The sequence below is a fragment of the Shinella sp. SUS2 genome, assembly GCF_001262505.1.
In the GTDB taxonomy this organism is placed as follows: Bacteria; Pseudomonadota; Alphaproteobacteria; order Rhizobiales; family Rhizobiaceae; genus Shinella.
Window position 1 is genome coordinate 264,760 of record NZ_KQ410732.1, and the last position, 23,921, is coordinate 288,680.

At 64.9% G+C, this 23,921-nt stretch carries 20 protein-coding genes; 18 read left to right on the forward strand and 2 right to left on the reverse strand.

The window, feature by feature from the left end; translation table 11 throughout:
- Positions 1 to 50 precede the first annotated feature (50 nt).
- The gene (locus tag AKG11_RS17425) at positions 51 to 947 is read left to right on the forward strand and encodes a MurR/RpiR family transcriptional regulator (RefSeq protein WP_023514864.1); all 897 of its coding nucleotides are present in this window, start codon (positions 51 to 53) and stop codon (positions 945 to 947) included.
- Positions 937 to 2,250, forward strand: a complete 1,314-nt coding sequence (locus tag AKG11_RS17430) for a type I glutamate--ammonia ligase (RefSeq protein WP_023514863.1) — start codon at positions 937 to 939, stop codon at positions 2,248 to 2,250. Before AKG11_RS17425 ends, AKG11_RS17430 begins: the two co-directional genes overlap by 11 nt.
- 143 nt (positions 2,251 to 2,393) lie before the next feature.
- Here the strand turns inward: AKG11_RS17430 and AKG11_RS17435 are convergent, their stop codons facing one another.
- Complete coding sequence (locus tag AKG11_RS17435) at positions 2,394 to 3,155, reverse strand: DeoR/GlpR family DNA-binding transcription regulator (protein ID WP_023514862.1); 762 nt, start codon at positions 3,153 to 3,155, stop codon at positions 2,394 to 2,396.
- A gap of 231 nt (positions 3,156 to 3,386) precedes the next feature.
- Here AKG11_RS17435 and AKG11_RS17440 point away from each other — a divergent pair, with 231 nt between their 5' ends.
- The 7 genes from AKG11_RS17440 to dmeF all read left to right on the forward strand — a co-directional run bounded on the left by AKG11_RS17440 (position 3,387) and on the right by dmeF (position 12,290).
- On the forward strand, positions 3,387 to 4,352 hold the full coding sequence (locus AKG11_RS17440) for an ABC transporter substrate-binding protein (RefSeq protein WP_023516957.1): 966 nt from the start codon (positions 3,387 to 3,389) through the stop codon (positions 4,350 to 4,352).
- 94 nt (positions 4,353 to 4,446) lie between these two features.
- Positions 4,447 to 5,466, forward strand: a complete 1,020-nt coding sequence (locus AKG11_RS17445) for a quaternary amine ABC transporter ATP-binding protein (RefSeq protein ID WP_050744790.1) — start codon at positions 4,447 to 4,449, stop codon at positions 5,464 to 5,466.
- Positions 5,467 to 5,470: 4 nt separating this feature from the next.
- Entirely contained in the window at positions 5,471 to 7,504 is a 2,034-nt protein-coding gene (locus tag AKG11_RS17450; protein WP_050744791.1) for an ABC transporter permease, read from the forward strand.
- Complete coding sequence (locus tag AKG11_RS17455; protein ID WP_050744792.1) at positions 7,504 to 8,415, forward strand: phosphotransferase; 912 nt, start codon at positions 7,504 to 7,506, stop codon at positions 8,413 to 8,415. The genes AKG11_RS17450 and AKG11_RS17455 overlap by 1 nt, the downstream gene beginning before the upstream one ends.
- Positions 8,412 to 10,853: a GcvT family protein gene (locus tag AKG11_RS17460; protein ID WP_050744793.1), complete on the forward strand. Its 2,442-nt coding sequence runs from the start codon at positions 8,412 to 8,414 to the stop codon at positions 10,851 to 10,853. Before AKG11_RS17455 ends, AKG11_RS17460 begins: the two co-directional genes overlap by 4 nt.
- 88 nt (positions 10,854 to 10,941) lie before the next feature.
- Positions 10,942 to 11,214 carry a metal/formaldehyde-sensitive transcriptional repressor gene (locus AKG11_RS17465; RefSeq protein WP_023516304.1) on the forward strand — a complete coding sequence of 91 codons (273 nt, stop codon included), beginning with the start codon at positions 10,942 to 10,944 and terminating at the stop codon, positions 11,212 to 11,214.
- 86 nt (positions 11,215 to 11,300) lie between these two features.
- Complete coding sequence (dmeF, locus tag AKG11_RS17470) at positions 11,301 to 12,290, forward strand: CDF family Co(II)/Ni(II) efflux transporter DmeF (RefSeq protein WP_050744794.1); 990 nt, start codon at positions 11,301 to 11,303, stop codon at positions 12,288 to 12,290.
- 11 nt (positions 12,291 to 12,301) lie between these two features.
- Here the strand turns inward: dmeF and AKG11_RS17475 are convergent, their stop codons facing one another.
- Positions 12,302 to 12,943 carry a class I SAM-dependent DNA methyltransferase gene (locus AKG11_RS17475; protein WP_050744795.1) on the reverse strand — a complete coding sequence of 214 codons (642 nt, stop codon included), beginning with the start codon at positions 12,941 to 12,943 and terminating at the stop codon, positions 12,302 to 12,304.
- Positions 12,944 to 13,025: 82 nt separating this feature from the next.
- On the opposite strand from AKG11_RS17475, the gene AKG11_RS17480 reads away from it, so the two are divergent.
- The 9 genes from AKG11_RS17480 to AKG11_RS17520 all read left to right on the forward strand — a co-directional run bounded on the left by AKG11_RS17480 (position 13,026) and on the right by AKG11_RS17520 (position 23,905).
- Complete coding sequence (locus tag AKG11_RS17480) at positions 13,026 to 13,931, forward strand: phosphotransferase (RefSeq protein WP_371260108.1); 906 nt, start codon at positions 13,026 to 13,028, stop codon at positions 13,929 to 13,931.
- Between the two features lie 204 nt (positions 13,932 to 14,135).
- The gene (locus AKG11_RS17485; protein ID WP_023515422.1) at positions 14,136 to 15,164 is read left to right on the forward strand and encodes a substrate-binding domain-containing protein; all 1,029 of its coding nucleotides are present in this window, start codon (positions 14,136 to 14,138) and stop codon (positions 15,162 to 15,164) included.
- 65 nt (positions 15,165 to 15,229) lie between these two features.
- Entirely contained in the window at positions 15,230 to 16,756 is a 1,527-nt protein-coding gene (locus tag AKG11_RS17490) for a sugar ABC transporter ATP-binding protein (protein WP_050744797.1), read from the forward strand.
- A 22-nt stretch (positions 16,757 to 16,778) separates the two neighbouring features.
- A complete protein-coding gene (locus AKG11_RS17495; RefSeq protein WP_023515424.1) occupies positions 16,779 to 17,768 on the forward strand; it encodes an ABC transporter permease in 990 nt (329 codons plus the stop codon).
- A gap of 1 nt (position 17,769) precedes the next feature.
- The gene (locus AKG11_RS17500; RefSeq protein ID WP_023515425.1) at positions 17,770 to 18,777 is read left to right on the forward strand and encodes a sugar-binding transcriptional regulator; all 1,008 of its coding nucleotides are present in this window, start codon (positions 17,770 to 17,772) and stop codon (positions 18,775 to 18,777) included.
- Positions 18,774 to 19,769, forward strand: a complete 996-nt coding sequence (locus AKG11_RS17505) for an aldo/keto reductase (protein ID WP_050744798.1) — start codon at positions 18,774 to 18,776, stop codon at positions 19,767 to 19,769. The genes AKG11_RS17500 and AKG11_RS17505 overlap by 4 nt, the downstream gene beginning before the upstream one ends.
- 12 nt (positions 19,770 to 19,781) lie before the next feature.
- Positions 19,782 to 21,530 (forward strand): glycerol-3-phosphate dehydrogenase/oxidase, encoded by a 1,749-nt coding sequence (locus AKG11_RS17510; protein ID WP_050744799.1) that lies wholly within the window; start codon positions 19,782 to 19,784, stop codon positions 21,528 to 21,530.
- Complete coding sequence (locus AKG11_RS17515) at positions 21,503 to 22,345, forward strand: class I fructose-bisphosphate aldolase (protein ID WP_023515428.1); 843 nt, start codon at positions 21,503 to 21,505, stop codon at positions 22,343 to 22,345. Before AKG11_RS17510 ends, AKG11_RS17515 begins: the two co-directional genes overlap by 28 nt.
- A gap of 30 nt (positions 22,346 to 22,375) precedes the next feature.
- A complete protein-coding gene (locus tag AKG11_RS17520) occupies positions 22,376 to 23,905 on the forward strand; it encodes an FGGY-family carbohydrate kinase (protein ID WP_050744800.1) in 1,530 nt (509 codons plus the stop codon).
- Positions 23,906 to 23,921 lie beyond the last annotated feature (16 nt).

The following is a 23,921-nucleotide window of genomic DNA, read 5'->3' on the forward strand; positions in this document are numbered from 1 at the left end:
AATTTTTTTCATGGCGCAAATATCCGGACCAACCAAGGGAACGAACGCCAATGAGCGATGGGAAATCGTCGACGACGATCCGCACGAGGATTCGCGATGCCGCAGCGCAGCTGACCGCCAGCGAGCGCAAGATCGCCAATGCCATTCTTGCGGATTACCCCTTCACGGGCCTCGAAAGCATCCAGGAACTGGCGGCCAAGACCGGCGTCAGCGCCCCCTCGATCACCCGTTTCGTCAGCAAGATCGGCTGTGGGGGCTTCCAGGACCTGCAGCGCCAGCTGATTGCCGAGCTGAAGGAAGGGCAGCGCTCGCCGCTCGACCTGAAATCGAGCCAGAAGCCGGTGGGCCATTCGGAATTCCTGTCGGAATACGTCGCGCGCGTCTCGGCCGTGATGCAGGAGATGACCGCAACGGTGTCGCAGGCGCAGTTCGACATCCTTGCCGAGCTGCTCGCCGATCCTGCGCGCAACATCTTCCTGCTCGGGGGGCGCGTCAGCGACAATGTCGCCGCGTTCCTGTCGATCCACCTGCGCCAGATCCGCAGCGGCATCTACCATATGGCCGGCAACCCGGAAATATGGCCGGAGCACGTCCTGCGCATGCGCCGGAAGGACGTCGTTCTGCTGTTCGATTTCCGGCGTTACCAGCTCAGCCTGGCGCGCCTTGCCGAGACCATCGCCGAAAAGCGCGGCGCGACGATCGTCGTCGTCACCGACAAGTGGATGTCGCCGGCGGCGCGCAGCGCCGACCATATCGTCGCGCTGCCGATCGATGCCGGCACGGCCTGGGATACGGTGGCGGCCGCCATGGCACTCGTCGAGGCGCTGATCGTGCGCGTCTCCGAGGCCGATTGGGGGGCGACGCAGAAACGCATCAAGGATTGGGACGGCATCCGCTTTTCGATGCCGGGCTATGATCAGATCAACGGGGACGCTGATGAAACGTGAAGAAATGATGGTCGCCTGCTGCGGCGACCTTTCGGGCAAAGTGCGCGGCAAGGCTTTTCCGCTGGTGCAGATGGAAAAGCGCCTGAGGCGCGGCGTCGGATGGACGCCGACCAATGTGCAGATCACCTGCTTCGACAACATCGCCGAAAGCCCGTTCGGCTCGCTCGGCGATCTCGTGCTCATTCCCGATCCGGCGACGAGCGTCAGCATCGAGAGCGAGGAGGGGGCACCGAACGAGAATTTCGTTCTCGGCAACATCCGCTATACCGACGGTCGGCCTTGGGAATTCTGCACGCGCTCAATCCTCGAGGCGGCGCTAGATCGCCTGCAAAGGGTGGCGGGCGTCACGCTCTACGGCGCCTTCGAGCACGAATTCCAGATCAAGCACCTCGTCTCCGATATCGGCAAGGCTTTTACGCTCGGCGGTTTCCAGGAGGAGCGGCATTTCTGCGAGGCGATCATCGCGGCGATGCGGGAAGCGGGCGTCACGCCCGACACCATCCTGAAGGAGTTCGGCGCCGGCCAGTTCGAGGTGACGATGGGCCCGCAGAAGGGCGTCACCGTCGCGGACCATTCGCTGATCACCCGCGAGCTCGTCGGTCTTGTCGCCCGCGAGCTTGGCTACGATCCCACCTTCACGCCGATCCGCGACCCCGCGGGCGTCGGCAATGGCGTGCATGTGCATATGAGCATGCTGGACGCAGCCGGCAATCCCGTCACGCATGATCCGAACGGCAAGCACGAGCTCTCCGACGTCGCCGGAAAGTTCGTTGCCGGTATCCTGAAATACCTCGATTCGATCATCGCCATTACCGCGCCGAGCGTCGTCTCCTATCTGCGTCTCACGCCGCATCGCTGGAGCGCGGCCTTCAACAATCTCGGTTTCCGCGATCGTGAGGCGTCGGTGCGCATCTGCCCGGTTTCCGACATCAGCGACATCGCCCGCGCTGCCCAGTTCAATTTCGAGTTCCGTGCTGCCGACGGCACGGCCAATCCGCATCTGACGCTTGCCGCCATCGTGCATGCCGGCGTGCAGGGTATCGAAGAGGGGCTTGCCGTGCCGGAGGCGACGCAGGAGGATTTATCTCTTTTGACCGTCGAGGCGCTGGCTGCACGCGGCTACGTTCGTCTGCCGCAGACGCTGGAGGCCGCGCTCCAGCGGTTCCGTGGCAATGCAACGGTGTGCGGCTGGTTCCCGGAAGGCTTTGCCGATGTCTACGTCAAGCACAAGGAAGGCGAGATCGCCTACCTTGCCGGCAAGACGCAGGCGGAAATCTGCGCCGCCTACGAAAATGCCTACTAGCCACAAGGCTTTTGAGTGCGGGGAAGTCTACAAGGATCCCTGCGCTCTTTTCGGGCGCCAGTGCTCGATGATGAAGTGATCGCCCGGGTTTCCGAGGGGGATGCAAAGCGGTTCGGCGGGATATCCGCCGGGCCGCTTTTTCGTCAGCGTGCCAGCGTGACGTTGACGCCAGCCGCCTTCAGCGAGGCGGAGACATCGCGGGGCGGCGTCTTGTCGGTGAAAAGATCGGTCAGCATGCTGAATTCGCAGACCCGCACCAGCCCCTGCCGGCCGAACTTCGTATGATCCGTGACGACGACGGCTCGCTTGCCGCGCGAGACCACGGCCCGGGCGAACTCCGCCTCCTCGAGGTCGTAGTCCATCACCCCGATGCCGGCATCAATCGCGCCCGTGGAAATGACCGCGTGGCCCACGGTGAAATGGCTGATGAACTCGATCGCCGAGACGCCGAAGGCGGCGCCGTTGTCGCTGCGCAATTCGCCGCCCGCCATGTAGACCCTGTTGTCGTTGACCGTTGAAAGGGTGCGGGCGATGTCGGAGGAGTTGGTCACGACCGTCAGCCGTCGGTGCCCCAGCAATTCACGGGCGAGGTAGCTCGTCGTCGTGCCCGTATCGAGCATGATCGAATCACCGTCGCGAATCGTCGCGGCCATGGCGACGGCGATCGCCTTCTTCGCCTCGCTGTTTTCGCGCATGCGCTTTTCAAAGGGCGCTTCGCCGACCACGGAGGGCAGCGCTACGGCGCCGTGCATCTTCAGCACGGTGCCGTTCGTCGTCAGCGGCTTGATGTCCCGTCGCACGGTTTCCAGCGAAACGTCGAGTTTCTTGGCAAGGTCGGCGATCGTCACCGTGCCGTCCTGCTGGAGCAGCCTCAGAATGTCGTTGTGGCGTTTGGAGTGGTTCATCGTCGTCATGTCCGCATGCGTTCTCCTGCTTCATAATCCTAGACGGATCATCTGGCAAGAAAGCCGCAAATTCGGTCATAAAGGCAGAAAAAGCCACATTGCAGGATTGACAGCCGCTTTTATCCAGCGTGAGATCGCTACCGTGCGCAGGCCGACAGATACAAAAGTACGGGGAACGGCATCCGGCGCATCATACAGCATCGACTTCAAAGTGCGACCGGGAGATCACGCATGTTTCAACCTATTCGCCTGTCAGGACTGTTTGCCGCGACGCTCTGCCTGTCCGCGGCCTTCACGATTGCGCCCGCAGCGGCGCAGGAATCCACTGACCCCATCAAGCTGACTCTGCACGACTGGACGGGCCAGCTCATCACCACCGAGATCATGGGTGAGGTGCTGAAGAAGGCCGGCTATTCCGTCGAATATGTCCAGGCCGACTATCTCGCGCAGTTTGCGGGGCTGGAAACCGGCGACCTGCACGTCGCCATGGAAATGTGGGAAACGACCGGCCGCGACGCGATGGACGCCGCGACGGCCACCGGCAAGGTCGAGAATTTCGGCGAGACCGGCATGCAGGCCAAGGAAGAGTGGTGGTATCCGGCCTATATGAAGGAGAAATGCCCCGGCCTGCCGAACTGGGAGGCGCTGAAGAGCGAGGCATGCGCGGAAGCCTTCTCCATTCCGGAAACCGCGCCAAAGGGGCGTTATCTCGGCGGCCCCGTCACGTGGGGCGGCTTCGATGACGAGCGCGTCGAGGCGCTGGACCTGCCCTTTGAGGTGATCCATGCCGGCACGGACGCCGCGCTCTTTGCCGAACTGGAAAGCGCCTACCAGCGCCAGGCGCCCATCCTCCTGTGGATATACGCGCCGCACTGGGCGCCGGCCAAGTACAAGGGCGAGTGGGTCGAGTTCCCGCCCTATTCGAAGGAATGCTACGAGGATCCGGCGACCGGCGTGAACCCCGATGCCGCCTATGATTGCGGCAAGCCCTTCGGCCCGATCTGGAAGGTCGGCTGGTCCGGCGTCAAGGACAAGTGGCCGGGCGCTTATGCCGCCATCAAGGCGTTTAACATCAACAACGACGAAATGGGGGCGATGATCACCAAGGTGGACCTCGACGGCAAGAAGGTCTCCGAGGTGGTCGCCGAATGGATGGCGGCGAACGAAGCGCGCTGGTCCGGCTGGATCAAGAAGTAGCGCGCAAGGCCCGGCCCTCCGCCAGCAGGGGAGGCCGGGCACCTTTCGTGCGGTCCCGCAAGGACCGCGTTTCGATGACGCGACCGGAATGAAAATGGCCTCTAGCGAACCGAAACTTGTCTGCCGCGGCGTCTGGAAGATTTTTGGAGCAGGCGGCAAATCCCTCGTCGGCTCCTCGTCTGCCCGGCTGACGAGTGCGGAGTTGCGCGCGGCCGGCGCTGTCGGTGCGGTGCGCGATGTCAACATCGAGGTGCGCGAGGGCGAGATCTTCGTCATTATGGGCCTGTCCGGTTCGGGCAAGTCGACGCTGGTGCGCTGCCTCTCCCGTCTCATCGAGCCGACCTCCGGCGACATCCTCTTCAACGGCGAGAATCTCCTGGCGGCGAGCGAGGCGCGGATGATCGAGATCCGCCGCCACCAGATGGGCATGGTCTTCCAGCATTTCGCCCTGCTGCCGCATCTCACGGTGCTGGCGAATGTCGCCTTTCCGCTGGAGATCCAGGGTGTCGAGCGAGCGGCGCGAGAGGAGCGGGCGCGGCGCATGATCGATCTCGTCGGTCTTGCCGGCCGCGAGAATGCCTTCCCGCGCGAGCTGTCCGGCGGCCAGCAGCAGCGCGTCGGCATTGCCCGCTCGCTTGCCGTCGAGCCGGAGCTCTGGTTCCTCGACGAGCCCTTTTCCGCGCTCGACCCGCTGATCCGACGGGAGATGCAGGACGAGTTCCTGCGCCTGCAATCGGTGCTGAGGAAGACCATCGTCTTCATCACACATGATTTCGACGAAGCGATCCGCCTTGCCGACCGCATCGCCATCATGAAGGATGGCGAGATCGTGCAGGCGGGCACGCCGGAGGATCTCGTGTTGAACCCGGCGACCCCCTATGTGGCGGAGTTTACGCGCAGCGTCGCCAGGGCCAAGGTCGTCAAGGTGGCCACCCTCATGCGGCCGCTCAACGGTACGCTGCCGCAGGCCTCGATCCGCGCCAATGCGCCGGTGGCCGAAGCCGCGCCGCTTTTTTCGCACGGTGCGGAGACACTCGCCGCACTCGACGGGGCGGGAATACCCGTCGGCCTCCTCGACCGCGCGGCGGTCGTCGACGTGATGATGCGGGGCTGACGACATGGGCGCGTCCTTCCCCGTTCTCCAGCCAGTCGCCGAACCGATCCCGGAAAATCCGACCGCGCGTGGTGCTGTGCGGACGCGCTGGCTGTGGCCTGCGGCGCTCGCCCTCTTCGTCCTCTTCTGGCAGTTCGGCGAGGGCGTTGCGAAATGGGCCTTCTCCTACCCGCGCGCTTTCGAGATCCCGGCGGCGCGCTGGATCGGCAAGGCGACGAAATGGCTGGTGGACGAGGCGAGCTTCGGCCTCTTCACCTTCACGGACTTCACCCGGTTCCTCGCCGAGATCATCGACCTGCCCTATCGGGTGGCGCTCGGCCTGCTCTCGAGCGGGCTCCTGTCGGGGCAGGGCTCGAGTGCCGTGCAGCACCTGCCGCCACTCTCCTGGCTGGCGGTTCTCGCTATCGTTGCGCTGATCGGCCATCATGCCGGCGGCGTGCGGCTCGCCGCGCTCGTCACGGCCTGCTTCGGCTTCCTCGTCCTCTTCGGCCAATGGACGAGCGCCATGGTGACGCTTGCCTCCATCGTCGTCGCGGTGCCGATCGGCGTGGTGGCCGGCCTGCTGCTCGGCCTTGCCGCCTGGCGCTGGCCGGTCTTCGAGCGGGTACTGGTTCCCATCCTCGACCTCATGCAGACGATCCCCGTTTTCGCCTATCTCGTGCCCGTGCTCGTCTTCTTCGGCTTCGGTCCGACCGCAGCCATCGTCGCGACGCTGATCTATGCCCTGCCGCCGATGGCACGCGTCACGATCCTCGCCATGCGCTCCGTACCATCGGAAATCCGCGACCTCGGCAACATGGTCGGTTGCAGCCGGCGGCAGATGACCTGGAAGATCATGGTGCCCTCGGCCAAGGACAGCCTGATGGTGGGGGTCAATCAGGTCATCATGCTCTCGCTCAACATGGTTATCATCGCCTCGATGATCGGTGCCGGCGGCCTCGGCTTCGACGTGCTCGCCGCGCTCCGCCGCCTCGATATCGGCGCGGGCCTCGAAGCCGGGCTTGCAATCGTCGCGCTCGCCGTGGCGCTCGACCGGCTGAGCCAGGCCTATGCGGAGAAAGCTGGGCGGCCTGCAGCCGGTCTCCCGACGGATGGCGGCCTCGTTTCCCGTCATGCCTATCTCGTCGCCGCGCTCGCCATCGTCGTCGTGGCCTTCCTCGCCGGGCTTGCCGTGCCCGCGCTGCAGAGCTTTCCGGAAAGCTGGCAGGTCTCCACCGGCACTTTCTGGTCCGAAGTGGTGCGCTGGATCAACGTCAATTTCTTCGATGCGCTGGAGGCGATCCGCAACGCCATTCTGCTGAACCTCCTCGTTCCGCTGAAGCGACTGCTTGGCGACCTGCCCTGGGCGGGTGTCGTCGCGCTGCTCGCGTTGGCTGGCTACCGGCTGGGCGGCCAGCGTCTCGCCACGCTGGTCGGTGTGCTTTCTTTCCTGATCGCCGCAACCGGGCAATGGGAGAAGGCGATGATCACCGTCTATCTCTGCGGCGTCTCCGTCGTCTTTGCCTGCCTTATCGGCGTGCCACTGGGCATTCTGGCGGCGGAGCGCGACCGGCTGTGGCGCTGGCTGCAACTCCTTATCGACACGCTGCAGACGCTGCCTTCCTTCGTCTATCTCATGCCTGTCGTCATGCTCTTCCGCGTCGGGGATTTTACCGCGATGATCGCCGTCGTCGCCTATTCCGTCGTGCCGGCGATCCGCTACACGGTGCTGGGCCTTCACCGCGTCGATCCGCGTGTGGTGGAGGCGGGCCGAGCCATGGGCTGCACGCCCGGGCAGATTCTCGTCAAGATCAAGCTGAAGCTGGCGCTGCCGGAAATCCTGCTCGGCCTCAACCAGACGATCATGTTTGCCCTTTCCATGCTGGTCATCACGGCGCTGGTGGGCACGCGTGATCTTGGGCAGGAGGTTTATATCGCGCTCACCAAGGCCGATACGGGGCGCGGCCTCGTCGCCGGTCTGTCCGTCGCCTTCATCGCCATCATCGCGGACCGGCTGATCTCAGCCGGCGCGAACCGCATTCGTGAAAGGGTGAGCTGATGGACGGTCATGTCGAACCCAGCCGGGCCGTCGAGGATCGCATCCGCGCTCTGCCCTGCTGGGAGGGCCGCATCGAGATCGCGCCGCTGAAGGGCGGCATCAGCAACGAGAGCTATCTCGTCAGCGATGCGGTAGGGCGCCATGTCGTGCGCTTTGGCCGGGACTATCCCTTCCATCACGTCTTCCGCGAGCGGGAGCTGATGACGGCCCGCGCGGCGCATGCGGCTGGATTCGGTCCCGAAGTGCGTTATGCCGAGCCCGGTGTGATGGTCTCTGCCTTTCTCGGTGCGAAGACGTTCAGCGCGGAAGATGTTGCCGCCGGGCGGCGGCGGGTGGCCGACCTGCTGCGCCGGTTCCATGGCGAGATGCCGCAGGAGGTCAGCGGCGCCGCCTTCCTCTTCTGGCCGTTCCACGTGGTGCGCGACTATGCCCGCACGCTGCGGGAGGGTGGCAGCCGCATGAAGCCGCATCTTCCGGGCTACCTCGCGCTTGCCGCTGAACTGGAGGCCGCCCAGGCGCCGCTGCCGATCGTCTTCGCGCACAACGACCTGTTGCCGGCCAATATCCTCGACGATGGCGATCGGCTCTGGCTGATCGATTTCGAATATGCCGGCTTTTCCACCGCCATGTTCGATCTTGCAGGCGCCACCTCCAATGCCGGGCTTTCGCCCGACGAGGCGGAGGATTTTCTCGATGCCTATTTCGCCGGTGCCCCCGACCCGGCGATCCTTCGCTCGCACGCGGCCATGCAATGCGCCTCGCTGCTGCGCGAGGCGATGTGGAGCATGGTGTCGGAGCTCCATCTCCAAGCCCCGGGGGCCGACTATGTCGGCTACACGGCCGAAAATCTCGATCGCCTCGACAGGGCGCTTGACCACTACAGAACGAAATACGGGAAACACACCAAATGACCCTGCCATCCCATGCTGAGATCGTTGTCATCGGCGGCGGCATCATCGGCTGCTCGACAGCCTATCATCTCGCCCGCGACCACAAGGCGAACGTGATCCTCCTGGAGCAGGGCACGCTGACCTCGGGCTCGACCTGGCATGCGGCCGGTCTCGTCGGTCAGCTCCGTTCCTCGGCGTCGATCACCCGGGTGCTGAAATACTCCGTCGATCTCTACAAGGGCCTCGAAGCCGAGACAGGCCTTGCGACCGGCTGGAAGATGACGGGATGCCTGCGGCTCGCCACCAACCAGGACCGCTGGACGGAGTTCCGCCGCCTCGCCACCACCGCCAGGAGCTTCGGCATGGACATGCATCTCCTGACGCCGCAGGAGGTCAAGGCCATGTGGCCGCTGATGGAGGTCGGCGACCTCGTCGGCGCAAGCTGGCTGCCGACGGACGGGCAGGCGAGCCCCTCGGACATCACCCAGTCGCTCGCAAGGGGCGCGCGCATGCACGGCGCGAAGATCGTCGAGAACGTGCGCGTGACGGGTTTCGACATCGAGGGCGGCTGTATCCGGCGCGTGCGCACGACGCTCGGGGACATCGCCTGCGAGAAGGTGGTCAATTGCGCCGGCCAGTGGGCGCGGCAGGTGGGCGCGATGGCCGGCATCAACGTGCCGCTGCAGCCGGTCAAGCACCAGTATATCATCACGGAAACCGTGCCGGGGCTTGCAACCGATGCGCCGACGATCCGCGATCCGGATCGCCGCACCTACTTCAAGGAAGAGGTCGGCGGGCTCGTCATGGGTGGCTATGAGCCGAACCCGCAGCCCTGGACGACCGGCGATGTGCCGGATGAGTGGGCCTATCGGCTGTTCGATGACGATTTCGACCATTTCGAGCAGCATATGGTGGAGGCGATCGCCCGCGTGCCGGCGCTGGAAAAGGTCGGCGTCAAGCAGATGATCAACGGACCGGAGAGTTTTACGCCCGACGGGAACTTCATTCTTGGTGTGGCGCCGGAATGCAGCAACATGTTCGTCGGTGCGGGCTTCAACGCTTTCGGGATCGCGTCGGGCGGCGGGGCCGGCTGGGTGCTGGCGCAATGGGTCGTTGATGGCGAGGCGCCGCTCGATCTCTGGGTGGTCGATATCCGCCGCTTCGCCGGCATGCACCGCGACCGTCAATGGGTGCTCGACCGCACGCTGGAGGCCTATGGCAAGCACTATACGATCGGCTTCCCGCACGAGGAATATGAAAGCGGGCGCCCGCGCGTCGTCTCGCCGCTCTACGAACGGCTGAAGGCGCATGGCGCGGTGTTCGGTTCCAAGCTCGGCTGGGAGCGGCCGAACTGGTTTGCGCCGAAGGGCACGGAGGCGCGGGACGTCTATTCGATGGGCCGGCAGAACTGGTTCTCGACGGTCGGCGACGAGCACCGCCATGTGCGTGAGGCCGTCGGCATCTTCGACCAATCCTCCTTCGCCAAATACGAGATGACGGGGCCGGACGCGCTGAAGGCGCTCGACTGGATCTGCGCCAACGATGTCGGCAAGCCGGTGGGGCGGCTGACCTATACGCAGCTTCTCAACACCCGCGGCGGTATCGAGGCGGACCTGACGGTGGCGCGGCTCGCCGAGGAAAAGTTCTACATCGTGACGGGCACGGGCTTCCGCACCCATGATCTCGGCTGGATCACGGATCACCTTCCCGATGGTCTCGACGTGACGCTTTGCGATGTGACGGAGGATTTCGGCACGCTCTCGCTGATGGGGCCGAAGGCGCGCGACGTGCTGGCCGCGCTGGCCGATGCCGATGTCTCCAATGTGGGCTTCCCCTTCGGCCATGTGCGGGAAATCGTGCTCGCCGGCCATGTCGTGCGGGCGCTGCGCGTCACCTATGTCGGTGAGCTCGGTTGGGAGCTGCATGTGCCGATCGATGCCATCGGCACGGTCTTCGACGCGCTGATGACGGCCGGTGCCCCGTTCGGCATCCGCCCTGTCGGCTACCGCGCCCTGGAATCGCTGCGCCTCGAAAAGGGTTATCGTGCCTGGGGATCCGACATCACGCCGAACGACACCCCCCTCGATGCCGGTCTCGGCTGGGCGGTGAAGCTGCGCAAGAATACCGATTTCCTCGGCCGCCGGGCGCTGGAGGCCTTGCAAGGGGAAAAGCGCAGGAAGGCGCTGGCCGGCTTCACGGTCGACAATCCCGATATCGTGCTCGTCGGCCGTGAGACGATCCTGCGCAACGGCGAGCCCGTCGGCTACCTCACCAGCGGCGGCTATGGCTACACGCTCGGCAAGAATGTTGGCTACGGCTATGTGCGCCGCGCCGAGGGCGTGGACGACGATTTCCTGACAGGCGGCGATTATGAACTCGTCGTCGCCATGGAGCGCACGCCGGCAAAGATTCATCTCGAACCGCTCTACGACCCGGCCGGTGCGCGTGTGAAAGCCTGATCCTGAGGAAGGGAGGGCCCTCGGGCCTTCCCGGAGAATGATTCATATAGTATACCCCCCTATAGTATAGATTCGAAGGACGACCTGCATGGGCCACACCATCCAGCAGAAGGACAAGCTGATCGCCCGCGTGCGTCGCATTCGTGGCCAGATCGAGGGCATCGAACGGGCGCTGGAAGGCGAGGCGGGATGTGCGGAGATCATGCGCCAGCTCGCCTCGGTGCGCGGCGCGCTCGGCGGCCTCACGGCCGAGGTGATGGAGGATCACCTGCGTCACCATGTGATGGAGGCCGAAACGAAGGCGGACTGTCTTCAGGGCGGCGAGGAACTGATCGGGGTCATCCGGACCTACATGAAATAGCGCAGTTCCCGCTACGGCGGGATGTACCGCGCAGCGGGACCTGTCGAAGGGATCCAGTCTCGCCGGCTACAACGAAAGGAAATCCCATGGCAAACGACATGACGGCAAGGTCCACACACGAGCACGTCTTTCTCGGCACAGACCATAGCCGCAACGAGCGCAGGGTCTGGCTCGTCATCGCGCTGACGGCCGGCATGATGGTGGCGGAAATCGTCGCGGGTGCGATCTACGGCTCGATGGCGCTGGTGGCAGATGGCTGGCACATGTCCACCCATGCCGGCGCCATGTTGATCGCGGCGCTTGCCTATTCCTATGCGCGCCGGCATGCGCGCGACCCGCGCTTCACCTTCGGCACGGGAAAACTTGGCGATCTCGCTGGCTTTGCCAGCGCCATCATCCTCGCTTTCATTGCCCTGCTCATTGGCTGGGAAAGTTTCCAGCGCCTTGCCAACCCGGTCGAGATCCATTTCGGCCAGGCGATCGCCGTCGCCGTTGCCGGCCTTGCCGTGAACCTTGTCAGCGCCTGGCTGCTGCGGGACGATCACGCGCATCACCACCATGGCCATCACGGTCATGGCCATGGTCATGGCGGGCACCATCATCACCACGACCATGATGATCATGATCACCATGCGCATGATCACCCGCATTCCGCGCGCGACAACAACCTGCGCGCCGCCTATCTGCATGTCCTGGCGGACGCACTGACCTCGATCCTTGCCATCGTGGCGCTGCTGGTCGGCCGGAGCTACGGCTGGCTCTGGGCAGATCCGCTGATGGGCGTGGTCGGGGCGCTGGTGATTGTGCGCTGGTCATGGAGCCTCATCCGCGAGACTGGCGGCGTGCTGATCGATGCGGTGCCGGAGGGCGGTGCGCTGGCGGACGGCATCCGCACGGCGCTGGAGCGCGGCGACGAGCGCATCACCGACCTGCATGTCTGGCAGGTTGGCCCGGGCCACCACGCCGCCATCGTTTCGCTGTCCTCGCCGCAGCCGAAGGCGCCGTCCGACTACAAGGCGCGGCTTGCCCATCTCGGTGCGCTGTCGCATGTGACCGTCGAGGTGCAGCCGGCCTGACCGGCGCTGCCTCAGCCGTGGCGCAGCACCTTCAGCACGACGCCGCGGCTCGGCACGGTGCCCGTCTCGCCGGGCATCGAGACATAGGGCGCCGTTTCCTCGGCCCGCTCGAGGATGCCCCCGCGCTCCAGGGTAGCCAGACGGTCGGAAAAGCCGTCGTTCCAGAGCGTGTTCTTGACCGTCAGAACGAGGATGCCGCCTGGCCGTGTGATGCGGATAAGCTCCGGTAGGCCCTCGACCCCGACATGGCCTGACGTGAAGACGCCGGCCGAGACGATGCCGGCGAAGTGACCGTCCGGGAAGGGCAGAGGATTGCCGAGGGCGGCGCGATGCAGAGCGGCATAGACGCTCTTTGCTGCCGCCCGGGCGAGCATGCCTTCGGAAATGTCGAGGCCCTCGACATGGGCATAGCCGAGGATCGCCAGCCACTCGCCGATGAGCCCGGTGCCGGCACCGGCATCGAGCAGGGGCGCGGCGCCACGCGGCAGGTGGCGCGCAAGCAGCGCAAGGCAGATCGACGGATGACGATAGCCGGCGCTCGCCATGTCGGCGTCGTAGGTCTCTGCCCAGCCGTCGTAGAGGGCTGCGACTTCCTCCGTGCCGCTTGCATTGTAGACCGCGCCGAGTGCGCCCTCGTGATGCCCGTTTGCCATAGCCTTTTCTCCCGTGTTCTGATGATGATAGCGAAAGGCCGAAATCTGTGAAACCGTCCCGGGCGGCCAAAAGGAGGTGTTGATGAGCGACGAGCGGCAGGCCCTGGATGCAATCGCAAAAATCCCCCTTCTGGCAGGCTACGACGGTCCCGTGGAACGGCTCGGTGGCCTCACCAACCTCGTCTTCCGCGTCCGTGACTGGTGCCTGCGCGTGCCCGGCAGGGGCACGGAGGAATATATCGATCGCGGCAACGAGGCCGCTGCGGCAAGGGAAGCCGCGCGTGTCGGCGTGGGGCCGGAGGTCTTTCACGCGGATCCGGCGAGCGGGCTGATGGTCACGCGCTTCATTCCCGGCGCGACGACGATGACGCCGGAGGGCTTCAAGGCCGTCGCCGGCGCCCCGGCGCGTGCAGGCGAGGCCTTCCGCCGCCTGCACGACAGCGGCGCGGTCTTTCCCGCGCGCTTCGAGCTCTTCGCGATGATCGACGATTACCTTTCGGTGCTCTCCACCAAAGATGTCGCCTTGCCGGAAGGCTATCACGAGGGATTGCGCGAGGCGGAAGTGGTGCGCGCCGCGCTTGCCGCCCATCCGCTGCCCGTCGTCGCCTGCCATTGCGATCCGCTCTGCGAGAACTTCCTCGACACGGGAGACCGCATGTGGATCGTCGACTGGGAATATTCCGGCATGAACGACCCGATGTGGGATCTCGGCGACCTCTCGGTGGAGGCTGAGTTCGACCGCGCGCAGGAAGAGGCCATGATTCGCGCCTATTTCGGCGGTGAGCCGAAACCGGCCGAGCGCGGCCGGATCGTCATCTACAAGGCGATGTGCGACCTGCTCTGGACCCTGTGGGGGCTCATCCAGCTGGCGAACGGCAATCCGGCCGCCGACTTCCGCGCTTATGCAGACGGGCGTTTTGCCCGTTGCCGCGCGCTGATGGCCGATCCGGTCTTCGCCGCTTCCGTGGCGGCCGTCTCCAAAGGGTGAAAGATATTTCAGTCTCCGGGCTTGATTTCACCATTTGAGTATGAAATATATTTCAATGTCTGAATTATATTGACACCCCCTCTGCTTTGCGATTAGTTGCCCATACCGGACTTCGAGGAGGAATTCCGGTCTTCACGGAGATCACCGGCGTCGGAACGACGCCCACGGGCTTTTTGGGAGGGGCTTTCGCCCCGAGGAGGATACTTGCGCACTTTTCTGACGACGACCGCGATGGCGGTCCTTGCGACGACGCTCTTTGCCGGTTCCGCGGCGGCCGAAACGGAGAACCCGTTCCGCTGCAAGCCGGGCGAGAAATACGTCATGAATGTCATGGTCTCGGGCGTCGAATACTGGTTCCCGGTCTATGAAATGTTCAAGCAGGCCGGCCAGCAGCTCGGCTGTGAGACGGAATACACCGGCACGCCGGAATATGACGTCAACAAGCAGATCGCCACCTTCGACCAGGCACTGGCACAGAACCCGGCCGGCATTCTCGTCCACCCGATGAACTCCGACCCGTTCATCGAGCCGATCAACCGCGCCATCGACCAGGGCACGGCGGTGGTGACCTTCGCTGCCGACTCGCCGCTTTCCAAGCGCGTCTCCTTCATCACCTCGGACAATACCCGCGAAGGCACCTATGCCGCCGATGCGATCGCCGAGAAGATGGGCGGCAAGGGCGAATATGCGGTCCTTGAAAATCCGGGTCAGGACAACCACGACAAGCGCATTTCCGCCTTCATCGCCCGCATGGAGGAGAAGTGGCCAGACATGAAGCTGGTCGGCCGCGCTGCGTCCAACCAGGACCCGACCAAGGCCTATCAGGGCCTGTCGAGCCTCATCCAGGCCAACCCGAACCTCGGCGCGGTCTTCATGCCGGAAGCCAACTCCGCCATCGGCGCGGCGCAGGCCAACAAGGAAGCCGGCGGCAAGGTCCTCGTCATGTGCGCGGACGTCAACGCCAACATCCTTGACATGATCAAGGCCGGCGAAGTCTTCGGCTCGATCAACCCGAACCAGGGCATGCAGGGCTATATGGGCTTCATGCTGCTCTGGCTTGCCAAGCATCCGGAACTGATCGACCCGATGAACGACGCCAAGCGCTCCGGCTTCAACCCGATGAGCATCCCGGTTGTCGACAACGGCCTGTCCATCGTGACGGCGGAAAATGCCGATGACTTCTACTGGGACAAGTACCTGAAGCGTCGCGGCACCAAGGGCATCGAGGAGTAAGCTTCCCAGGTGAACGCCATCCGCGCCGTGTGGCGCGGATGGTTCCGGGAAGAAGGAGGAAGACGATGGCGGAGCCGGTGCTCACCATTCATGGCGTGACCAAGCATTTCGGGGCGGTGAAGGCGTTGACCGAGGTCGACTTCACCCTGGAGCGCGGCGAAGTGCATGCGCTCTGCGGCGAGAACGGCGCCGGCAAGTCGACGCTGATGAACATCATCGCCGGCGTCCTGCAGCCGACAGAGGGGGATATCCGCGTCGATGGCAAGGCCGTGCGCATCGCTTCGCCTGCCGCCGCACAGGCACTCGGCATCGGCCTCGTGCATCAGGAAATCGCGCTCTGCCCGGATGCGACGGTTGCCGAAAACATGTTCATGGCCGCCACCAACCGGCGCCGCTCGCCTTTCATGAACTACCGCGCTCTGGAGCGTGATGCGCAGGCCGTGATGAACCGCCTTGCCGCCATCGATGTCCGCCGCAAGGTGGCGGACCTGCCGATTTCCAGCCAGCAGCTCGTCGAGATCGCCAAGGCGCTGACGCTCGACTGCCGTGTGCTGATCCTCGACGAACCCACCGCTGCCCTCACCGAAACCGAGGCGCAGCAGCTCTTTTCCATCATCCGCGACCTCAAGGCGAACGGCATCTCGATCATCTATATCAGCCACCGTATGGCCGAGATCTTTTCGCTCTGCGACCGTGTGACCGTTTTTCGCGATGGCCGCTATGTCTGCACCGACCGTATCACCGATATCACGCCTGATGACGTGGTACGCCGCATGGTCGGACGCGAGATCACGCAGCTCTATCCGGACAAGCTTGGCGCGGGAGAAGCGCCCGGCACGACGATCCTCGAGGTCGACCGCCTCGGTGACGGCGACCGTTTCCACGACGTCGGCTTCACTCTGCGCAAGGGCGAGATCCTCGGCATCGGCGGCCTGATCGGCTCCGGCCGGACGGAGATCGCAGAGGGCATCTGCGGGCTGCGGCCGCACACGGCGGGTAGGGTGCGCCTGCACGGCGAGACACAGGCGATCCGCTCCTATGCGGATGCAGTGAGGGCCGGCATCGTCTACCTTTCTGAGGACCGCAAGGGATCCGGCGTCTTCCTCGATCTCTCCATCGCGCAGAACATCTCCGTGCTCGACCTCAAGTCGCTGACGAGCCCGCTCGGCCTGCTCGACGGCCGCGCCGAGGCAGCACTGGCGGAGGATTTTGCAAAGCGGCTCGCCGTGCGCATGGGCGGCATCGACGCGCCGGTAAAATCGCTTTCCGGCGGCAACCAGCAGAAGGTGGCCATCGCCAAGCAGCTCGCCGTCAAGCCGAAGGTCGTTCTGATGGACGAACCGACGCGCGGTATCGATGTCGGGGCGAAGACGGAAATTCACCGCCTGCTGCGCGAGCTTGCACGCTCGGGCATCGGCATCGTCGTCATATCCTCGGAAATGCCGGAGCTGCTCGGGCTCTGCGACCGCGTGCTCGTTGTCCGGGAGGGACGCATCGCGGGTGAACTCGGCGCGGAGGAGATGACGGAGGAAGCCGTGATCCGGCTCGCTTCGGGCATGGGTACGGCAAGGGCGGCGAACCATGCCGCGTGAGAAGAAACTGGGAGAGACGGGAATGGCAATCGACACGATGGCGGCAAGCACGCCGAAGACATCGTCCTTCAGGCGCATCGGTACCATGCGTGAGGCCGGGCTGATCGCGATCATCCTCGTGCTCTGCGTGATCATGAGCTTCGCCTCGCCGCACTTCCTGACGCTCGGTAATTTCCGCGCCATGCTGATGAGCTTTTCGGTGGAAGGCATCGTCGTCGTCGGCATGACGATCCTTCTGATCGTCGGCGGCATCGACCTTGCGGTCGGCTCCGTCGTCTGCTTCGCGATGGTGCTGTCCGGCTCGCTGTTCCTGGCCGGGCTCGATCCGTGGACGGCCTCGCTGATCGGCATTCTCGCCTCGAGCGCCATCGGCGGCGCCATGGGCTTCTTCGTGACGGTCGTCGGCCTCAACCACTTCATCACGTCTCTGGCCGCGATGGTGATCGTGCGCGGTCTCTGCCTCATCATCACCAAGGGTACGCCGCTGTCGCTCTTCACGCTGCCGGCCGGCTTCAAGGCGGTGGGCCAGGGCACCTTCTACGGTGTGCCGTATGTCATCCTGATCTTCGTCGCGGTCGTCATCCTGTTCGATTTCCTGCTGCGCCGGGCGACCGCGTTCCGCAAGGTCTTCTACACCGGCAGCAACGAGAAGGCTGCGCTCTATTCCGGCATCAAGACCAACCAGGTGAAGTTCTGGGTAACGGTTCTGTGCTCCACCCTCGCCGGTGTCGCAGGCGTCATCTACATGTCCCGCTTCGGTGCAGCGACGCCCACCTTCGGTGCCGGCATGGAGCTCAACATCATCGCTGCGGCCGTCATCGGCGGGGCTTCGCTCAGCGGCGGCTCGGGCACCATTCTTGGCGCCATCCTCGGCATCGCGCTGCTCTCGGTCGTCACCTCGTCGCTGATCCTGCTCAACGTCTCGGTCTACTGGCAGGACATGATCAAGGGTTGCATCCTGCTATCGGCCGTCTCGATCGACCATTTCCTGCACAAGCGGAAGGCTTCCTGACATGCCGATCGCCAAGCTGAAACCCAAGACGACAGCGGCGCGTGAAGAGATCGTCATCGCCCGCCAGATGCACCAGGCGCTCGTGCTGCATTTCCTGGAAGGCCTGACGCAGGCGCAGATCGCCGACCAGCTCGGCCTGTCGCACGCCACCGTCAATCGCCTCATCAAGCGCGGCCGCCAGCTCGGCCTTGTGGAAATCAAGATCAAGTCGCCGGTCGAGCCGCTGGTCGATATGGAGGAACGGCTTCTGGCGCTCGGCGGCATCAGCCGCGCCGTCGTGGTGCCGACCGTCTCCGACAACCCGCAGACCGCCTTGCAAGCGGTGGGGGAGGCCGCAGCCCGGCTGCTGCTCGAAGAGATCGCCGATGGCGACACGATCTGCATCACCGGCGGCAAGGGCGTCAGCGCCGTCGTTGCCGGTCTGCAGGCCGCGCGACGCTTCGATGTCGAGGTCATTCCCGCAACGGGCTGTGTCCAGGGCAAACACTATACGGACGTCAACCACGTCTCGACGCTGATGGCCGAACGGCTCGGCGGGCGCTCCTACCAGATCCACGCACCGCTCTTTGCCGACGATGCCGAACAGCGCGCAATGCTGATGAACATGCGCTCCGTCGCCGACGTCTTCCAGCGGGCACGCGAGGCGAAGGTGGCGGTCGTCGGCATCGGCTCGATCATGAGCACGGATTCGACCTATTACGACCTGCATCCCTCCTCGAGCGAGGACCGCAAGGCGATCGAGCATTCCGGCGCAAGCTCGGAGCTGCTGGCCCATCTGCTCGACGGCGAGGGCCGGATCTGCGACTACAGCCTCAACCGTACCCTGGTCTCGCTGACGCTTCCGGAGTTCGCGTCCATCCCGACGAAGATCGGTGTCGCGAGCGGCTTCAACAAGGCCGGTTCCATTCTCAGCGTCCTGCGCGGCGATCATCTCGACACGCTCGTCACTGACGAGGCGACCGGTGCGCGCATTCTTGAACTGGCATCCGAAGAAGGAGTTTCCGCATGAGCGGCGAACAATTGATCCGCGACATCGGGCGCTCCGGCGTCAAGGCCTCGGCCGTCGGCCTCGGCACCTGGGCGATTGGCGGCTGGATGTGGGGCGGCACGGACGAGGCGCAATCCATCGCCGCGATCCAGGCCTCGCTTGATGCCGGCGTAACGCTCATCGACACGGCCCCCGCCTATGGCCTCGGCCGCTCGGAGGAGATCGTCGGCAAGGCCATCGCCGGGCGCCGCGACAAGGCCGTCATCGCCACGAAATGCGGTCTCGTCTGGCACACGCAAAAAGGCACGCGTTTTTTCGAACAGGACGGCAAGCCGGTCCACCGCTATCTCGGCCGGGATGCGATCATCCATGAGGTGGAGGAGAGCCTGCGCCGGCTCGGCACGGACTACATCGACCTCTACATCACCCACTGGCAGGACGCGACAACGCCCATCGGGGAAACGGTTGCGGCGCTCGAGGACCTGAAGAGAGCGGGCAAGATCCGCGCCATCGGTGCAAGCAACGTCGATAGGTCGGAGCTTGCGCAGTATATCGAAACAGGGTCGCTCGATGCGATCCAGGAGCGGTTCAGCATGATCGATCGCGAGATCGAGGCGGACCTGCTGCCGCTCACTGTTCCAAACGGCGTGTCGACGCTCAGCTATTCCTCGCTGGCGCTCGGCCTACTCTCCGGCACGATCGGCCCGGATCGCGTGTTCTCCGGCGACGACCAGCGCAAGGACAATCCGCGCTTCTCCGTCGCCAACCGGCAGAAGGCGAAGGCCTTTTCCGATGCGATTCGCCCCGTCGCCGAGCGCCATGGCGCGAGCATCGCCCAGGTCGTGATCGCCCGGACGCTGGCGCAGAAGGGCGTGACCTTCGCGCTCTGCGGCGCCAGAAACCCGGCGCAGGCGCTCGACAATGCGCGGGCCGGTACATTGCGGCTCGGGGCGGACGATCTGGCGGCCATCGACACCGCCATCGCGGCACACCTCGTCTCCATGGACGGATAACGGACTGCCATCATGAACCGGAAACAGACTTTGGACGGGCTCCGCCAGAGCCCGAAGGTGGACGTGTGCGTCCTCGGCGGCGGCATCAACGGGCTCAGCGTCTTTCGCGAGCTGGCGCTGCAGGGCGTCAACGTGCTCATCGTCGAGAAGGCTGACTACTGTTCCGGTGCGAGCGCCGCCCTCTCGCGCATGGTGCATGGGGGGCTGCGCTATCTCGAAAACGGCGAGTTCAGCCTCGTCAAGGAATCTCTCGTCGAGCGCGACCGCCTCTTGCGCAATGCGCCGCATTACGTCGCGCCGCTGCCGACGACGGTGCCGGTCTTCGACATCTTTTCGGGCCTTGCCAATGGCATCGTGCGTTTCCTCGGCCTCACCCGCCGCCCCAGTCGCCGCGGCGCGATCGCCATCAAGACGGGACTCGGCATCTACGATTTCCTCACGCGCAAACGGGCGCTGATGCCGAAGCACCAGTTCCGCAGCCGCAAGGCGACCCTTGGAAAGTGGCCGGCGCTCAATCCGGCGATCCGCAACTCGGCGACGTACTACGACGCCTGGGTCAGCCATCCCGAGCGTATCGGCATCGAGCTTCTGCGCGACGGCCTTTCCGGCGGCGAACAGGCACGGGCTCTCAACTACGCGACGATCGAGGAGGCGAGCGACGGGCGTTACAGGCTGCACGACGGCCTCACCGGGGAGACGCTTGCCCTCCAGCCGCGGCTCATCGTCAACGCGACGGGCGGCTGGATCGACATTGCCAATGCCAGCCTGTTTCCCGCGGAGGCACGGCCCGAGCCGCTGATGGGCGGCACGAAGGGCTCGCATCTCATCATCGACAATCCCGCCCTGCGCGACATGCTCGACGGGCACATGATCTACTACGAGAACGAGGACGGGCGCATCTGCATCCTCTTCCCCTATCTCGGCAAGGTGCTGGTGGGCTCGACGGATATCCGCGTCGACGATCCCGGCATGGTGCGCTGTGAGGCGGACGAGCGGGACTATATCCTGCAATCGCTCACTTTCGTTCTGCCCGGCATCCGCATCCGTCCGGAGGAGATCGTCTTCCAGTTTTCGGGCGTGCGCCCGCTGCCGGCGAGCAAGGACAGCTTTACCGGCCGTATCCCCCGCGACCATTTCTGCACCGTCCTCGAAGGGCGCGACGGCGGGCCGCCGGTGCTCTGCATGATCGGCGGCAAGTGGACGACGTTCCGTTCCTTCGGTGAACTCTCCGCCGACATGGCGCTCGACCGGCTCGGCCTGCCGCGCCGTATCGACACGGCGGAACGCCCGCTCGGTGGCGGCCGGGACTACCCCGAGAATGGTGGTGACTGGACGCGGGCGCTCTCGGCCTCTACAGGCCTTCCCGCAGAACAGACAGCGGCGCTGTTTTCGCGCTACGGCACGGATGCGCGCGACATCGCCCGCTTCATCGCCGCCGGGCCGGATCATGTCCTGTCTCATTCTGCCTACAGCGCTCGCGAACTTCTCTATCTCATTCGCTCCGAAGCCGTCGAGCATCTGGACGACCTCCTTCTGCGCCGCACTGCGCTCGCCGTTACCGGCGAACTCTCGCTTGCGATGGCGGAGGCCACGCTCGACGTGCTGGCAGCCGAAAAAGGCTGGCCCGCGGCGCGGAGGGCCGAGGAGCGCACCCGTTTTCTGACCCTCATGCGCGAGCGCCACGGCGTCGCGGAGGAAAACCTTTCCGCAAGGAACGAACAAAGGAGTGATGTATGCGAAACAACCGCAAGGTCCGGATGAACCGGCTGTTCGGCAACGGTCGTTGCCTGGACGTGGCGATCGATCACGGCGTGTGCAACGAGCCGTCCTTCCTCGACGGGCTGGAGAATATGCCGGCCGTGGTGAAGGCGCTGGTCGATGCGAGGCCCGATGCGATCCAGATGAACTACGGCCAGGCCGACCTTTTGCAGGGCCTTCCCGGCAAGGACAAGCCTGCCCTCGTCATGCGCATCGACATGGGCAATCCCTATAACCGCATTCGCCACCGCGACATGTGGGCTGTCCTGCAGAACGAGGCGGAACCGCTGATCGGTGCGCTGGAGATGGACGCCGCCTGTGTGGTGGTCAACCTTTTCATGCTGCCGGACGAGCCCGATCTTTTTCGCCAGTGCGTGCAGAATATCGCGCGCGTCCGAGCGGATTGCGAGAAGTACGGCATGCCGCTGATGATCGAGCCGCTCGTCATGCAACCCGTCACGGAGCGTGGCGGCTATATGGTTGACGGTGATGCGGAGAAGATCGTCACCCTGACGCGGCTTGCCCGCGAGATGGGTGCGGATATCATCAAGGCGGATCCGACAACGAATGCCGAGGATTTCCACCGGGTCGTTGAGGCGGCGCGTTGCCCGGTCCTCGTGCGCGGCGGCGGCAAGGAGGATCTTCGCGCCGTCTTCGACAAGTCCGCGGCCTTGATGCGGCAGGGCGCGGTGGGCATGGTCTATGGACGCAACATCTACCAGCACGCCAATCCGAGCGCCGTGGTGCGCGGGCTGATGGCGATCATCCATGCGGATGCGAGCGGCGAAGAGGCTTTCGCGCTCTATCAGCAGGGGTAAGATAGACCAGAACCTTGGGAGGGGTTCAGCATGCAGGAATATCTGTTGGGGCTCGATGCGGGCAACACCGTGATCAAGGCGGTGATCTTCGACCGGACGGGCCGGGAATTGGCGCATGCGGGCGAAGAAGGCCATAGCCGCATGCCGAGTCCCGGCCATGTCGAGCGCGATCTCGGGGAGCTCTGGGCCAATGCGCGGCGTGTCATCCGTACCTGCCTCGACCGGGCGGGCATTGCGGCGGGCGACATTGCCGCCATCGGCTGCGCCGGCCATGGCAACGGGCTCTATGCGCTCGATCGGGCGGGCGAGCCGCTTGTCGGCATCCAGTCGCTCGACACGCGGGCGACCGGCCTCGTCGAGACATGGCTGGCAGAAGGCGTCGGCGAACGGACCTATCCGATCGCTCGCCAACGCCCCTGGCCGTCGCAGACGCCGACCCTGCTCTCCTGGCTGAAGCGTCACCGGCCGGAACTCTTCAAGCGCATCGGCACGGTGTTCTTCTCGAAGGACTTCGTCGTCAATCGGTTGACCGGCCAGCGTGTCAGCGAGGTCTCGGATATGTCCGGCGCCGGCCTGCTCGATCTTGCCGCGCGCCGCTACGACAAGGCGTTGATGGAGGCCTATGGCCTCGGTGATTGCATGGATCTCCTGCCGCCGCTCATCGAAAGCGCCGATATCGCCGGGTACGTGACGGAGGCGGTGGCCGCGGAGACTGGCCTCGCCGCCGGCACGCCGGTCATCGGCGGGCTCTTCGACGTCGTCGCTTCGGCACTCGGTTCGGGCGTCTCGCGCACCGGCAGCGCGTCCGTCATCGCCGGCACCTGGAGCATCAACCAGGTCGTCATCGACGGCCCGGATCTCGACGGTCCGGTCTTCATGTCGTCGACCTTCGACCGTACCCGCTATATGGCGATGGAAAACAGCGCCACCTCGGCCGCCAATCTCGAATGGCTGGTGCGGGAGTTCTTCGAAGGCGACCACACCGCCGACGTCTCGCCCTTCGACGCCTGCTGCGCGCATGCCGCGGCGGTGGAGCCTGCAGCGGATGATCCGCTCTACCACCCCTATCTCTACGGCGCGCAACAGGACGGCCATGCGCGGGCGGGCTTCTACGGCATTGCTGGCTGGCACACCAAGGGACATCTGGTCCGTGCCCTGCTCGAAGGCGTCGCCTTCGGTCATCGCCAGCACGTCGAGACGATCCGCAAGGCCGGGGCGACGTTCGAGGAGGCGGTCCTGTCGGGCGGCGGCTCGCGCAGCAGGCTCTGGCCGCAGATCTTCGCCGACGTGCTCGGCGTCCCTGTCTCCGTCGCCATGTCACGCGAGACGGGCGCGCTCGGTGCGGCGATTGCGGCAGGCACCGGGGTCGGCCTCTTTGCCGATTTCACCGCAGGCGCCAATGCCATGGTGCGGACCGACCGGCACTACAGGCCGAATGTCGCGCTTGCCGCCCACTACGACCGTCGCTACGCCCTCTACAGGGATGTTGGCGAGGCCATGACGCCGCTTTGGCGGCGCCTTACAGCCTCGCAGGAGATGACAGCAGGAGTTGCAGCGTGACCGTCAGGGAACAGGA